Annotated in this window: 11 protein-coding genes; 2 read left to right on the top strand and 9 right to left on the bottom strand. The window is 65.4% G+C overall.

Features of this window, described 5'->3' with window-relative positions; translation table 11 throughout:
- Window positions 1-113: 113 nt before the first annotated feature.
- Complete coding sequence (locus IF803_RS01075) at window positions 114-1,280, top strand: ABC transporter substrate-binding protein (protein ID WP_461190978.1); 1,167 nt, start codon at window positions 114-116, stop codon at window positions 1,278-1,280.
- A 78-nt stretch (window positions 1,281-1,358) separates the two neighbouring features.
- Complete coding sequence (locus tag IF803_RS01070) at window positions 1,359-1,817, top strand: cupin domain-containing protein (RefSeq protein ID WP_304499512.1); 459 nt, start codon at window positions 1,359-1,361, stop codon at window positions 1,815-1,817.
- 165 nt (window positions 1,818-1,982) lie between these two features.
- Here the strand turns inward: IF803_RS01070 and IF803_RS01065 are convergent, their stop codons facing one another.
- The 9 genes from IF803_RS01065 to IF803_RS01025 form a co-directional block, all read right to left on the bottom strand.
- Entirely contained in the window at window positions 1,983-3,224 is a 1,242-nt protein-coding gene (locus IF803_RS01065) for a flavin-dependent oxidoreductase (RefSeq protein ID WP_283062463.1), read from the bottom strand.
- A 309-nt stretch (window positions 3,225-3,533) separates the two neighbouring features.
- Window positions 3,534-3,929 carry a RidA family protein gene (locus tag IF803_RS01060; protein WP_461190977.1) on the bottom strand — a complete coding sequence of 132 codons (396 nt, stop codon included), beginning with the start codon at window positions 3,927-3,929 and terminating at the stop codon, window positions 3,534-3,536.
- A 1-nt stretch (window position 3,930) separates the two neighbouring features.
- A complete protein-coding gene (locus IF803_RS01055) occupies window positions 3,931-4,770 on the bottom strand; it encodes an enoyl-CoA hydratase family protein (RefSeq protein ID WP_193375388.1) in 840 nt (279 codons plus the stop codon).
- Window positions 4,771-4,781: 11 nt separating this feature from the next.
- Window positions 4,782-5,561: an SDR family NAD(P)-dependent oxidoreductase gene (locus tag IF803_RS01050; RefSeq protein WP_461190976.1), complete on the bottom strand. Its 780-nt coding sequence runs from the start codon at window positions 5,559-5,561 to the stop codon at window positions 4,782-4,784.
- Entirely contained in the window at window positions 5,558-7,873 is a 2,316-nt protein-coding gene (locus IF803_RS01045) for a bifunctional salicylyl-CoA 5-hydroxylase/oxidoreductase (RefSeq protein ID WP_461190975.1), read from the bottom strand. The genes IF803_RS01050 and IF803_RS01045 overlap by 4 nt, the downstream gene beginning before the upstream one ends.
- 392 nt (window positions 7,874-8,265) lie before the next feature.
- Window positions 8,266-9,801, bottom strand: a complete 1,536-nt coding sequence (locus IF803_RS01040) for a sugar ABC transporter ATP-binding protein (protein WP_461191058.1) — start codon at window positions 9,799-9,801, stop codon at window positions 8,266-8,268.
- Window positions 9,802-9,812: 11 nt separating this feature from the next.
- The gene (locus tag IF803_RS01035; protein ID WP_461190974.1) at window positions 9,813-10,934 is read right to left on the bottom strand and encodes an SMP-30/gluconolactonase/LRE family protein; all 1,122 of its coding nucleotides are present in this window, start codon (window positions 10,932-10,934) and stop codon (window positions 9,813-9,815) included.
- Window positions 10,934-13,066 carry an ABC transporter permease gene (locus IF803_RS01030; RefSeq protein WP_461190973.1) on the bottom strand — a complete coding sequence of 711 codons (2,133 nt, stop codon included), beginning with the start codon at window positions 13,064-13,066 and terminating at the stop codon, window positions 10,934-10,936. Before IF803_RS01030 ends, IF803_RS01035 begins: the two co-directional genes overlap by 1 nt.
- Before the next feature lie 295 nt (window positions 13,067-13,361).
- On the bottom strand, window positions 13,362-14,387 hold the full coding sequence (locus tag IF803_RS01025) for a sugar ABC transporter substrate-binding protein (RefSeq protein ID WP_038382137.1): 1,026 nt from the start codon (window positions 14,385-14,387) through the stop codon (window positions 13,362-13,364).
- Between the last annotated feature and the right edge of the window lie 9 nt (window positions 14,388-14,396).

Here is a 14,396-nt window from a genome sequence, read left to right as displayed (position 1 = left end):
CCGCGGCGATCATCCTGACGCAATGCCACATCGCTTGCAGCGGTCGCGCGCGTCAGACTAAGCTGAAGCCAAATCGGCCGCCGAAGCATCAGGCCAATGGTTGGGGGAGTGAGATGAAGCAATTGACGAAGCTCGCGGGATTGGCGGCGCTGCTCGGTGTCGCGGTCACCCCGGCGACCGCGCAGGAGAAGATCAAGATCGGCGTGCTGGTCACGACCTCCGGCCCGGCCGCGGCGCTCGGCCAGCAGGTCCGCGACGGCTTTGCGCTCGCGATCAAGGACCTCGGCGGCAAGATGGCCGGCCGCGATGTCGAGATCGTCAACGCCGACGACGAACTGAAGCCCGACGGCGCGGTGGTCAAGGTGCGCGGCCTGCTCGAGCGCGACAAGGTCGATTTCGTGGTCGGCCCGATCTTCTCCAACATCCTGCAGGCGATCCACCGCCCGGTCACCGACAGCAAGACCTTCCTGATCAGCCCGAACGCAGGTCCCTCCAGCTATGCCGGCAAGGAGTGCAACCCGTTCTTCTATGTGACGTCGTACCAGAACGACCAGGTGCACGAGATCCTCGGCAAGGTGGCCCAGGACCGCGGCTACAAGCGCGTCTACCTGCTGGTGCCGAACTATCAGGCCGGCCGCGACTCCGTCGCCGGATTCAAGCTCGACTACAAGGGCGAGATCGTCGAGGAATCCTACACGCCGCTGAACACGCTGGATTTCCAGCCCGAGTTGTCCAAGATCGCCGCGCTGAAGCCGGACGCGCTGTTCACCTTCATGCCGGGCGGCATGGGCGTGAACCTCGTGAAGCAATACAAGCAGGCCGGCGCCACCGTGCCGGTGCTCTCCGCCTTCACCGTCGACGAATCCACCCTGCCCGCGCAGCAGGACGCAGCGGTCGGCATGTTCGGCGGGGCGAACTGGGCGCCCAACCTCGAAAATCCCCAAAGCAAGAAGTTCGTCGCCGCCTATGAGGCGGCCTACAACGGCGTGCCTGGCACCTACGCCATGCAGGCCTATGACGCCGCGCTGTTGATCGACAGCGCGGTCAAGGCCGTGAAGGGCGACCTCTCCAACAAGGACGCGGTCGCCGCCGCGTTGAAAAAGGCCGACTTCACCTCGCTGCGCGGTAACTTCAAGTTCAGCAACAACGGCTATCCGATCCAGGATTTCTACCTCACCAAGGTCGCGAAGCGGCCGGACGGCAAATTCCAGACCGAGATCGTCGAAAAGGTGTTCTCGAATTATGGCGACCGCTACGCCAAGGACTGCGCGGCAAAGTAAGGCGTTCAAAGCGTTTTCGAGCGAAGTGGATACCGGTTCGCGTGAAGAAAACGCGTCAAATGGAAACATGGAGCAAGCATGAGCATAAAAGACGAGATCGCCGGCATCACCCGCGCCAATGAAGGCATCCAGGGCATTTCCTGGAGCATCCTCGGCCAGACCTACGTGCCGAAGAGCCGCACCGAGCATTCATTCTCCTGGCACGCCACCTTCCCGCCGGGCACCTTCGTTCCTCCGCATATCCACCCCGACCAGGACGAGTACCTCTACATCCTCGAGGGCAAGCTCGACTTCATGCTCGACGGTGCCGACGAATCCGCAACTCCAGGCGATCTGGTGCGCCTGCCGATGGGCAAGCCGCACGGCATCTTCAACAAGTCGCAGCAGCCGGCCAAGACGCTGTTCTGGGTGTCGCCGACGCGGAGGCTCTACGACCTGTTCTGGGCGATCCACAACATGAAGGAGCAGAACCCGGATGACGTGGTGCGGCTCGCCGCCGAGCACAACATCCACTTCCTGCCGCCGCCTCCGGCGTAACAGCATCACCAGCTCTGTCCCCTCATCCCGAGGAGCGCGAACGCGCGTCTCGAGGGATGAGGCCGCAGGCCGGGCCTCATGGTTCGAGACGGCGCATGCGCGCCTCCTCACCATGAGGGGGTAATGAAGCGAACCGACTTTGCGAAACGTCCGCTCCTTTCCAGGCTACTGCCGCGCCACCACGCGCGCGGCAAAGCCGGCCTTGGCGGCATAGCCGCGTACGATCGCCTCGCGCGCTTCGTAATTGAGAATAGTGTCGACGTCGGTAAAGCCCTGCGGCGCGAGTTGCTCGACGGCGTCGATCACGCCTTCCGGCCCGCCGCGGCGGTTGGAGGCGACGATGTCGGCGGTCATCGGCAGCCGCTGCCGCTCATAGGCCGCCAGCGCCTGGCGCGGATGCTCCGATCGCGCCAGCATGTCGGCCAGGCAGCGCGCATCGAGAATGGCTTGAGAAGCGCCGTTCGAGCCGACCGGATACATCGGATGGGCGGCATCGCCGAGCAGCGTGACGCGGCCGCTCGACCAATACGGCAAGGGATCGCGGTCGCAGCACGGATACTCCCAGAACTCCGGCGTCGCGTTGATCAGGCCGGTAAAGTCGACCTGCGGGATCGTGAAGCTCGTGACATAGGGCATCATCTCGTCGCGCCGGCCGAGATTGGACCAGCCCTCACGGCGCGGCGGCGGCGAGGTGCCGTCGCCGATCCGGACCAGCACCGCCCAGTTGGTGAGGCGGCTTGCCGGGCTCGAGCCCGGCGCGATCGGATAGATCACGGCCTTGGCGTTCAGGCCGCCGGCGATGATCATCGAGCGCCCGGTCAGGAACGCCGGCCAATCGGTGGCGCCGCGCCACAGCATCAGGCCGTTCCAGCACGGCCCGCCCTCGTCCGGAAACAGCGTCTGCCGCACTTTCGAATGGATACCGTCGGCGCCGATCAGGATGTCGCCTCGCGCGGTGTGCACGTGGGCGCCGCTGCGATCGAAGAAATAGGCCGAGACGCCGCCCTCGTCCTGGGTGAAGGAGCCGAGCCGGCAGCCGGTGTGGATCGCATCCGCGCCAAGCCGATCGATCACGGCCTGATGGATCACACTTTGCAGACGGCCGCGATGAATCGAGAATTGCGGCACGTCGTGGCCGGCATCGAGCCCGCGCTTCTCGTGCCAGACCTGCTGGCCATGCCGCGTCAGATAGAACAGCTCATAGGTGCGGATCGCCACCTCGTCGAGCTTGTCGAGCAAACCAAGCCCCGCCAGCTCACGGATCGCATGCGGCAGCGTGTTGATGCCGACGCCGAGCTCGCGGATCGTCTCGGACTGCTCGTACAGCTCGCAACTGATGCCGCGCGAGCGCAGCATCAGCGCAGTGGTGAGGCCTCCGATTCCGCCTCCGACGATAATCGCCTTCATCGTCCTCACCTCCACTCATACCAGGACGCTTTTACGCTTTGGCCTAGGGTCGCATGCCCGCTCGCCCGGCCGCAAGCGGGTTTGCGGCCCGAGACGAGGACTGGCCCACGACGATTGGGCTTAGCCTTAACATTGCTTCAGCGTACTCCGATCTATCCCCGTCATCCCCGCGCAAAGGCTTCGCCTTTGTCGCTGAAGGAGCCGCGTAGCGGCGTCTCGAAGGGTCGACGGCCACTACCCGGGCCGTGCATCCTTCGAGGCTCGCTCCGCTCGCACCTCAGGATGACGGGTCTACCAATGGCGTCACCCTCAATCCGGCACGACCGCAATGGCCTGGATTTCCACCTTGGCGCGGTCCTCGATCAGGCCGGCAACCTGAATCGCGGTCATCGCCGGAAAGCGCCGGCCAATGATGTCGCGATAGACCGTGCCGATCTCCTTCAGCCGCGCGGAATATTCCTTGCGGTCGAGCAAGTACCAGGTCATCGACACGATGTGCTCGGGCCCGGCGCCGCCGGCGGCGCCGACTGCGACGATGTTGCGCAGGGTCTGGCCGATCTGCCCCACGAGATCGTCGGTCTCGAACACGCACTGCCCGTTCCAGCCGATCTGGCCGGCGATGAACAGCTGTTTGCCGCGCGCGGCCATGCCGTTGGCGTAGCCGATCGGCTTGGCCCATCCCTGGGGTTGCAGGATCTCGATCATCTCAATTGCCCTCGAAGGCCGGTTTCTGCTTGGCGGCGAACGCCTCGAAGGCGCGGCGGAAATCGCCGGTGACCATGCAGATCGCCTGCGCCTGCGCTTCCGACTCGATCATCTCGTCGACGCCCATCGCCCATTCCTGGTTGAACATCGTTTTCGTCACGCCATGCGCGAACCACGGCCCATCCGCGAGCGAACGCGCCAGCTCCTGCGCGGCACCGGCGAGCTCCGCCGGCGGCACCAGGCGGTTGTGGAAGCCCCACGCAAAACCTTCCTCGGCGCTCATCGCACGCCCCGTGTAGAGCAGATCGGCCGCATGGCCCTGCCCGATCACGCGCGGCAACAGCCCGCACGCGCCCATATCGGCACCGGCAAGGCCGACGCGGGTGAACAGGAACGCGGTCTTGGCCTGCGGCGTCGCCAGCCGCAGGTCGGACGCCAGCGCCAGCATCGCACCGGCCCCGGCGCAAATGCCGTCGATCGCTGCGACGATGATCTGCGGGCATTTGCGCATCGCCCGCACCACCTCGCCGGTCATCCGTGTGAAGGCGAGCAGGTCCGGCATCGCCATCCGCGTCAACGGCTCGATGATCTCGAACACGTCGCCGCCGGAGCAAAAATTGCCCTCGGCGCCGGTCAGCACGATCGCGCGGACATCGGAGGCGTATTTGAGATTGGTGAAGAGATCGCGCAGCTCCTCATAGGACTCGAAAGTCAGCGGGTTCTTCTTGTCCGGCCGGTTCAGCGTGATGGTCGCGACACGGCCGCTCGCATCGACCTGCCAGCGGAAGTGCTTTGCGGGATAATCCTTGAACGGCCGGAGCTTTGCTTTCATCTCGGACATGACGTGTTCCTTCACCCGGTAAAGACTTCGCCGCCGGCGACCGCGACGGCTTGTCCGTTGATTGACGATGCAGTCTCGGAGGCAAGCCAGAGGACGGCGTCGGCGACCTCCTCGGGCGTGACCAGCCGCTGCATCGGATTGACTTTTGCCAACGCGGCGCGCGCTTCCTGTTCGCTGCGGCCGGTCTTGGCGACGATGTTCGCGGCGGCATCCGCCACCAGCGGCGTATCGGTGTAGCCGGGGCAGACCGCATTCACGGTGACGCCGCGCCGTGCATATTCCAGCGCCAGCGAGCGCGTGAGGCCGATGACGCCGTGCTTGGCCGCGACATAGGCCGAGACGTAGGCGTAACCGGTGAGACCCGCGGTCGAGGCGACATTGATCACGCGGCCGCGGCCGCGCTGCGCCATGCCGGGCAACACGGCATGCGTCACCAGGAACACGCTGGAGAGGTTGCTCGCCAGCATGTCGGCCCACAGCGCCGCGTCGGTCTTGTCGAACGGCGCGCTCGCGGCCCTGCCGGCATTGTTGACGAGAATATCGATCGGCCCCGCCTCAGCCTCGATCTGCGCGACACCCTTGCTCACCGCAGCTTCATCCGTCACGTCGATCGAAACAATGGCGCCGGCCTGCTTGTCGAGCGATGCCGCCGTCGCTTTCAGCGCGTCGATCCGCCGCCCGGCGATGCTGACGCGCACGCCGGCTTTTGCCAGCGCGATTGCCGTCGCGGCGCCGATGCCGGAACCGGCACCGGTCACCAGCGCATGTGCGTTGGGCCAGAACCTCATCATGCCTTCACTCCCGCAGCGGCGCGTTCGAGATTGGCCTCGTATTGCGACTTGCCCGACAGATACTGCTTCGGCCAGGCGATCTGCTTGACGCCGATCTTCGCGGCCTCATGCAGCGTCCAGGCCGGGTCGGCGAGATGCGGCCGCGCGATGGCGCAGAGATCGGCGCGGCCGGCGGCGATGATCGAGTTGGCGTGATCCGCCTCCGAGATCGCGCCGACCGCGATGGTGGCGATGCCGACCTCGTTGCGGATCTTGTCGGCGAACGGCGTCTGGTAGAGCCGGCCATAGACCGGATGGTCGTCGGCCCAGACCTGCCCCGAGGAGCAATCGATCAGGTCGGCGCCCGCCGCCTTGAACAGTTTTGCGAAGGCCAGCGCATCCTCGGGCGTGTTGCCGCCCTCGGCCCAGTCGTGACACGACAGGCGGACCGACATCGGCTTGTCCTCCGGCCACACCGCGCGGACGGCGCGGAACACCTCCAGCGGATAACGCGCGCGGTTCTCGATCGATCCGCCGTAGTCGTCGGTGCGACGGTTGGTCAGCGGCGAGAGGAAGCTCGACAGCAGATAGCCGTGCGCGCAATGCAGCTCCAGAATATCGAAGCCCGCGGCCGCAGCGCGCCGTGCCGCCGCGACGAACTGGTCGCGTACCTCGTCCATCTCGGCGCGGTTCATCGGCTCCGGGATCTGGCCGTCGGCCAGATAAGGCACTGACGAAGCCGACACCAGCGGCCAGTTATGGTCCGGCAGCGCTTCGTCCATGCCTTCCCAGGCGACGCGCGTTGAACCCTTGCGGCCGGCATGGCCGAGCTGGATGCCGATCCTGGCTTGCGAATTCCGATGCACGAAGTCGACGATGCGCTTGTAGGCCGCCGCCTGCGCGTCATTCCAGAGGCCGCAGCAGCCGGGCGTGATCCGCGCCTCCGGCGAGACGCAGGTCATCTCGGTAAAGAGAAGGCCGGCGCCGCCGAGCGCGCGGGAGCCGAAATGCACCAAATGGAAGTCGGTCGGCACGCCCTCCTCCGCCGAATACATCGCCATCGGCGAGACGATGATCCGGTTATGAAGCGACAGGCCCCGGATCCGGAACGGCGTCAGCATCGGCGGCGTGACGCGGTCGTTGGTCGCGGCCACGCCGCTGCGCTCCGCGAACCAGCGCTCATAGCCCTCGAGCCAGGTCTTGTCGCGCAGCCGCAGGTTCTCGTGGCTGATGCGCTGCGAACGGGTCAGCAGCGAATACATGAACTGCTCCGGCTCGAGCGTATCGGCATAGCGCGAGCCGACCACCTCGAACCATTCCATCGCGTTGCGCGCGGCGTTCTGGATCCGCGCCACGTCGACCCGGCGCAGCTCCTCGTAAGCCTTGAGCACCGCGGGAATACTGTCCCGCGCTGCGCCGTGGATCTTGAACTGGTTGGTCAGCTCGATCGCATCCTCCAGCGCGAGCTTGGTTCCCGAGCCGATCGCGAAATGCGCGGTATGGGCGGCATCGCCCATCAGCACGACTTGGCTGTTGCCGTTGAACGTGGTCCATTTGCCGCAGATCAGCCTGGGGAATGACAGCCAGGCCGAGCCGCGCAGATGTCGCGCGTTCGAGACCAGATGATGCCCCTCGAGGATTTCCGCGAACACGTTCTCGCAGAATGCGATGGAGTCGCCCTGCTCCATCTTGTCGAGGCCGTGGGCGAGATAGGCCTCCTCGGTGGTCTCGACGATGAAGGTCGCCGCGCCCTCCTCGAACTTGTAGATGTGCGCCTGGAACCAGCCGTGCTCGGTCTTGCGGAAGTCGAAGGTGAAGGCGTCGAACGGGCGGTTGGTGCCGAGCCAGATATAACGGTTCGGCCGCATCAGCATGTCGGGCTGGAAGGCCTCGGTGTATTTGGTGCGGATCTTCGAGTTGACGCCGTCGCACGCCACGATCAGGTCGGCGTCGGGGAATTCGAGATCGGAATTCACCTCGCGCTCGAAGATCAATTCGACGCCGAGCTCCTCGGCGCGCGCCTGCAGGATGTTGAGCAGTCGCTTGCGGCCGATGCCGACGAAGCCGTGGCCGGTGGTGCGCATGCGGCGGCCCTTGATCAGGACCTCGATGTCGTCCCAATGGTTGAAGGCCTGCTCGATCGTATCAGCGGTGACCGGATCCCATTTGCGCATGTTGTCCATGGTCGCATCCGAGAACACCACGCCGAAGCCGAAGGTGTCGTAAGGCCGGTTGCGCTCGACCACCGAAATGACGTGCGCAGGATCCAGCATCTTCATCAGGATACCGAAATAAAGCCCGGCCGGCCCGCCTCCAATGCAAACGATACGCATGGCGTTCTCGCCTTTCCGTTTGAGCATGATCGCCTCGGAAAACCGGGTGCCACTTTTCCGGATCATGCTCTGGCTTCGGCGACCGGGGGCATTTCCCCATCGGAGCCGATGGGGGATATTATTTTATACTTAAAATAATTGTCAAGGGCGGTTCGGCCCCACCCGCAGCGTCGTCCCGGCGCAGGCCGGGACCCATACGCCGCAGCAGAAATTGTCGACGGGACTCGTCGTTCCAACGACGTGCAACAATGACAATCTGTGGTTATGGGTCCCGGCCTGCGCCGGGACGACACTGAACTTGTTGCTGCTGATTTGCCCGTCGACGTGGCAAGACGGCGGATTGCGCTGCGCTGATCCGCCCTACGCCGAGGACGTGCCCACTGCACGCGCCCTCAATGCACCGCGGCGTACAGGATCTTGTCCTGCGTCGCATCCGCCGCGTCGAACTCGGCGACGATGCGGCCGGTGCGGGCGACCAGGATGCGGTCGGACACCGCGAGGATCTCCGGCAGGTAGGACGAGATCACCACCACCGCCTTGCCCTCGTCGGCGAGACGGCGGATTTCGCCGTGGATGTGCGGGATGGTGCCGACGTCGACGCCGCGCGTCGGCTCGTCGAAGATGATGATCGAGGGGTCCTGCACCAGCGTCTTGGCCAGCACCACCTTCTGCTGGTTGCCGCCGGACAGCTCGATGATCCTGGCCTTGCGCTGCAACGCGCTGATCTTGAGCCGATCGACCCAGTAGCTGGCGAGCTTGCTGCGCCGCGCGCGCGACAGCAGGAAGCTCCAGCCCTTCCCGGTGGCGAGGCTGCCGATATAGACGTTGTCGTCGACCACCATGGTCTCGAAGAAACCGTTGGCCTTGCGGTCCTCGGTGATGTAGGCGATGCCGTCATTGATCGCCTGTCGCGGCACGCGGTAGCGGATCGGCTTGCCGCGCAGCCGGATGGTGCCGCCATTGACCAGGTTGCGCTTCAGTGCGCCGTAGATGATCTTGGCGATCTCGGTGCGGCCTGAGCCGATCAGGCCGGCGATGCCGACCACCTCGCCGGCATAGACCGAGAACGACATGTTCTTGACCGCCATGCCCATGGTGACGTTCTCGACCGTCAGCACCTTCTCGCGGCGCTGATGGGTCTTCTCTCTTCCGCCATAGACCGCCTGCGCCACCTCGCGGCCGACCATGTGCTGCACCAGCGCGTCACGGGTCAGCTGCCTGGCGGGCGCCGTGATCACCAGCTTGCCGTCGCGCAGCACCGTGATGCGGTCGGCGATCTGCAGCGATTCCTCCAGCGCATGCGAGATGTAGATGATCGAGACGCCGCGGGCGCGCAGGTCGCGCACCAGATGGAAGAAGTGGACGATCTCTTCCGGCGTCAGCGACGCGGTCGGTTCGTCGAAGATGATGATGCGCGCCTTGTTGTAGATCGCGCGCGCGATCTCCACCATCTGCTTCTTGGCGGTGCCGAGCAGCGCCACCGGCGTCGCCGGATCGACGTGAAAGTTGAGCGACTGCAACAGCTGCTGGGCCTGGATGTTCAGGGTGCGGAAGCGCGTCAGCAGCTTTTCGTTGCCGAGCTCGATGTTCTGCGCGGCAGTCAGGGTCGGCACCAGGCTGGTCTCCTGATAGACCATGCAGATGCCGGCATTGAGCGCGTCGCGCGGCTGCTCGAAACCGGTCGGCTTGCCGTCGAGCAGATAGTCGCCGGAGGTGAGCTGGATCGCGCCCGCGATCGCCTTGCACAGCGTCGATTTGCCGGCGCCGTTCTCGCCGACCAGCGCATGCACCTCGCCGGGATAGAGGTCGAAATTGACGCCCTCGATGGCGTGGACGCCGCCGTAGATTTTCGAACCGTTGGTGATCCGCAACACCGGCTCGCGGGTTGCGGAGGTCTCTGCCGTCTTGGCGCCGGGGGCCGCCTGCATCACACCGTCATTCATCGCAGCTCTCCCGTAGTGCGCAGCAGGCGTCCGGCGCCGCGCGCCGCGATCACGACGCCCGATGGCGTGGCGCAGGCGGCGGTGATGCCGTGGAAGCGGCCGCCGGCGCGGCTGTGCAGGCTGTCGGTCGCATCGCCCTCGGCATCGAGATGCACCAGCAGACCGTAGGAGCGCGGCGGCGCCCATGGCTTCTGGATGCCGAGCGCCTTGACGCTGCCGATCTGCATCGGCTCGAGGCAATCGCTGCCGCCGGCGAGCGCCGGCGCGACCCAGTAATCCGGCGGCATCGTCGCCATCATCTCCTCGCGGAAATCGTCTTCCTTGAGCACGAACTCGATCAGATGGGTGCGGCGGGCGAAGATGCCGAGCAACATGCCGCCGTGGCCGTCCGGATGCAGCCGCGCCGGATAGCCCGGCATGTTGGCGGCGACGGTCTCGCGCGGACCCAGCCCGTTGCCGCCGAGCGCGAACCGGCTGAGACGATGAGCCCAGCTTTCGGTGAGCCACAGGCTGTTGCCGTCGGTCGAGACGCTCACGCCATAGGGATAGGGCAGATCGCGCAGCAGCACCTGCGGATTGTCGAGGCCGGCGCCGCAGCTGACGAGGCGGCCATTGGCGCGCTTTTCCATCAGGTCGTGCCGCCATTCGCCCGGGCGTCGGCCGGCGCTGCCTTCAGCGGCATAGATGCGGCCATCGGGCGCCGCCGTCACCGACAACAGCCCCGTGAGCGCGCTGCCGCCGACGGACTCCAGCCAGCGCGGATCGGGTTTTGCGGGATCGATCGCGGCAAGGCCCCTGCCCGCGACGCAGACCAGGAGGCGGCCGTCCGGATGCAGCGCGAGCCCGCCGGCATCATCCTCGAACTCGGCGACGACTGTACGCGTCGACAAGTCATTGCCGCCGAGCTTCAGCACCCGGCGTCCTGCGGAAACATAGACCGCGCCGTCGCCGGCGGCGATCACGTCGTCGATGCCGGGCAGTGGCTCGCCGATCGGCACAGCAGTGTCGAGCCGGTCGTTCGGGCTCAGCGCGCCGTCGAGCGGCGGGATCGCGTTCTGGCCGCCGTCGCGGTCGATGACGCTGCGGATGTCGCGCAGCAGATGATCGAAGAATCCCATTACGTCGTCACCCTGCTCTTTGCGCCCCAATAGGCGTCGTAGCCGGTCCAGCTGTCGTCGACGCCGTCGAGCTTGATGCGGCCGATCCGGTTGTTCTCGAGCCCACCGAGATAGAGATAGCCCTGGTGCTCGCGCATCGAGGTCAGGGTCGAATGCGAGATGCCGGTCGGGTCCCACCAGGATTCCAGCGCCTCACCCTTCTCGTTGAATTTCAGCACGCAGCCATGGTTGAGCGCCGGCGCCAGCCATTCGTCGGTCGGCACCTGCTTCACCATGCGCAGGCGGAAGCCGGGTTTTCGCGCGGCAAGGTCGAACGTTGGGGTGCGGATGCCGACCAGCGCCAGCCAGTAGGTGCCGTCGGAGGCGCGGTTGATGTTGTCGGGGTTGCCCGGCAGCTCGTCCATCAGCACTTCGGTCTTGCCCTTGTTCGGCCCGTCGATCCAGTGCCGGAACACCTTGCACAGCGAGGTCGACGCGATCAGGATCGACTTGCCGTCGTGCGAGACGCAGATCCCGTTCGGGAAATAGAAGTGGTTGATCACCGTGCGCGTGGTCTTGGTCGCCGGGTCGTAGCAGACCACGCGGCCGTTCGGCCGGCCCTCGAGGATGTCGAGGGTGTTGGTGGTCATCTCGTAGCGCGTGGTGCAGTCGCTGAAATAGATCTTGCCGTCGGGTGCGATGTCGAGGTCGTCGGCCATGCGCAGGCGTGAATCGTCGTTCAGCTTGTACCAGGTGCGGTTGGTCTCGTCGGTGACCTTGAAGATGCGGCCATCGGGCGCGACGCCGTAGACACCCATGCCGGCGACCGCGACGATCAGGTTCTCGTCGCGATCGAACTGCATGCCGAGCGGCCGGCCGCCGATATGTGCGAACACCTCGCGCGTCTCGAAATTCGGCCCCGAGAAGCGGATCACATTGCCGTCGCGGGTCGAGCCGTAGAGCCGGCCCTGGCGGTCGAGGATGACGTCCTCGGGCCCCTCGACCTGATCGACGCCGATCGCCTGCGCGTTGATCAGCCGGTCGTTCTGCGCGTAGGGCGAGGCCGCGCCGGGCTGCACCGCGGGCGCCGAGGCGAGCGGCACGAAGGCCGGATTGACATAGATCTTCTGGATCGCCTTGCCGCGGTTCTTCGACCATTTGACGTCGATGCCGACGGCGGCGAGCAGGATCATGCCCGTCACCGCCGAGGTGACGTAGCCCGGGATGCCCATCCGCACGAGGCCGTTGATCAACAGGAAGATGATCAGCGCGCCGATCATCGCCCGCCATACCGTACCCTTGCCGCCGGCGAGCGACACGCCGCCGAGCACGACGGCGGTCAGCGCCTGGAATTCCCAACCCACGCCGGTGGTGGAATCCGTCGAGGCCTGCCGCGCGGCGTAGAAGATGCCGCTCGCCGCGCACAGCGTTCCTGACAGCACATAGGTCATGAACAGCATCACGCGGACGCGGATGCCGGCGTGGCGCGCCGCCTTGCGGCTGGCGCCGATCGCGGTGAGATGCCAGCCGTAACGCGAGCGCGACAGGAAGATGTGGCAGATCAACAGCACCACGAACAGCGTCGCCGCATTGACGGGAATGCCGAGCACGCTGCCGCCGCCGATGAAATCCCAGGCGTCGCTCTCGACCGAGTTGGTCGCGAACACCTGGGCGTAGCTGGTGTTGAGCAGATTGACCGAGGCGCGCAGGATGATCAGCGTCACCAGCGTGGTCAGGAACGGCCGCGTCTTCAGGAAGCCGATCAAGAAGCCGTTGATGCTGCCGAGCAGCGCGCCGACCAGAAGCGTTGCCGGCACCGCGAGGCCGACCGGCCATTCGCGCACCAGGAGGAAATACAGCGCCGCGAAATTACACAGCGCGAAGATCGCGCCGACCGAGAGGTCGATGCCGCCGGTGACCAGGCAGAAGCCCATCGCGAGCGCGACGAAACCGAATTCGGCGAACAGCCGCAGCAGCGACACCGAGTTCTGCACCGAGGCGTAGTCGGGAATGGTGAGCGCGAAATAGGTCCACAGCCCGATCATCACGGTGAAGGGAACCACCGGCTCGAACCACTGTTTCAGCAGCAGCTCCGACAGCAGGAGCCGGGGTGAAAATCGCCGCACCGATGCGGCAAAGGAATCAACGGCCATCGACATCGCCAAAGCACCCTCTTGATTGAGCACGATCTTGCGGAAAACCGGCTTCCACTTTTCCGGATCGTGCTCGTGATCGCGCACGATCTTGCGGAGAGCCGACTTGCACGTCCCGGATCATGCTCCTGGTCATGATGCGATCGGCCATCGCATCGCGACCTCGTCCCTTGATGAACACGCTCTCCGCGAACGCTGCGCGTCGGTCGGAGAAAAACCGGCTCCGCCTTGCCGGATCGTGCTCTTTGATACAGCCGGCGCGGGAATGCCCCCCGCGCCGGCTGTCCGCGCCTTGTTAATTTTTCTTGGGTAGCGCGAAGCAGTTGGCGCCCGAGGCGTTCGACTTATCGAGCCAGATCGGCCGCGTGTAATAGACGAGATTGCGGCTGCCCGGCTTCTCGCCCGATACCAGCAGGGTCTCGGCCGCGAACATCAGGTCGTGGCCCTGCTCGGTCGCCTTGTAGCTCAGGAACTTGTAGAAGTTGCCCGAATTGACCTGGTCGCAATCGAGCTGCGAGCCTTCACCGGAGGCGAACACCTTCACATCGTCGATCTTGCCGGCATTGCGGATCGCCTGCGCCGCGCCCGACTCCATGATGCCCCAGAACCCGATCGAGGCGCAGAGGTCGGGATGCTGCTGGATCACCGTCGCGGTGACGTTGAGCGCGGTGTTGGCGTCCCAATTCGCGGCCTGGTTCGAGACCACCTTGATGTTCGGATCCTTGTTCAACACCTCCATGATGCCGCCGACCTGATCGACGCTGGCGGCCGCGGTCAGTTCGCCCTGCACGATCTGGACCTTGCCCGACTTGCCGGAGCCGGTGCCGCAGGCCTTGACGGCCTCGTTCGCCAGCATCTTGCCGATCTCGCGCCAGTCGGCGCCGACAAAGGCGCCGGACTTGTAGTTCGAGGACATGTTGATCTGGATCACGTGCGTGCCCTGGCTTTCGGCGCGCTTCAGATCCTTCATCAACAGCGTGACGCTCGGATTCTGCACGATCAGCACGTCGGGCTTCTGGTCGACCAGCGCGGTCAAAGCCTGCTGCATCGCCGAGGGGTTGTTGTTGGGATCGCGCACGACATATTTCATGCCGCGCCACTCGGCTTCCTCCTGCACCACCCGGCCCCATTCGTCTGACAGCGGCACGCCGAGCGCGATCGGCAGATAGGCGATCGTCTTGCCCTGCAGCGCCTTGTCGTAGACGGCACGCAGCTCGCGCGCGGTCTTGGTGCCTTCCTCCTGCGCCGATGCCGCAAATGGCATCGCGGCCAGCGTCACGCCGGCCAGCAGGATCGTCCAGAATTTTGTCGTCGTCTTCATCGTCTCCCT

Source organism: Bradyrhizobium sp. UFLA06-06, assembly GCF_054820065.1.
The sequence above is the reverse complement of the archived record's forward strand: the minus strand, read 5'-3'. Positions and strand labels throughout refer to the sequence as shown.

Coding starts and splice junctions, on each gene's coding strand:
- IF803_RS01035 (WP_461190974.1), bottom strand. CDS start 10,934: ATGGGATTCTTCGATCATCTGCTGCGCGACATCCGCAGCGTCATCGAC.
- IF803_RS01065 (WP_283062463.1), bottom strand. CDS start 3,224: ATGAAGGCGATTATCGTCGGAGGCGGAATCGGAGGCCTCACCACTGCG.
- IF803_RS01045 (WP_461190975.1), bottom strand. CDS start 7,873: ATGCGTATCGTTTGCATTGGAGGCGGGCCGGCCGGGCTTTATTTCGGT.
- IF803_RS01060 (WP_461190977.1), bottom strand. CDS start 3,929: ATGATCGAGATCCTGCAACCCCAGGGATGGGCCAAGCCGATCGGCTAC.
- IF803_RS01050 (WP_461190976.1), bottom strand. CDS start 5,561: ATGATGAGGTTCTGGCCCAACGCACATGCGCTGGTGACCGGTGCCGGT.
- IF803_RS01040 (WP_461191058.1), bottom strand. CDS start 9,801: ATGCAGGCGGCCCCCGGCGCCAAGACGGCAGAGACCTCCGCAACCCGC.
- IF803_RS01075 (WP_461190978.1), top strand. CDS start 114: ATGAAGCAATTGACGAAGCTCGCGGGATTGGCGGCGCTGCTCGGTGTC.
- IF803_RS01030 (WP_461190973.1), bottom strand. CDS start 13,066: ATGGCCGTTGATTCCTTTGCCGCATCGGTGCGGCGATTTTCACCCCGG.
- IF803_RS01055 (WP_193375388.1), bottom strand. CDS start 4,770: ATGTCCGAGATGAAAGCAAAGCTCCGGCCGTTCAAGGATTATCCCGCA.
- IF803_RS01025 (WP_038382137.1), bottom strand. CDS start 14,387: ATGAAGACGACGACAAAATTCTGGACGATCCTGCTGGCCGGCGTGACG.
- IF803_RS01070 (WP_304499512.1), top strand. CDS start 1,359: ATGAGCATAAAAGACGAGATCGCCGGCATCACCCGCGCCAATGAAGGC.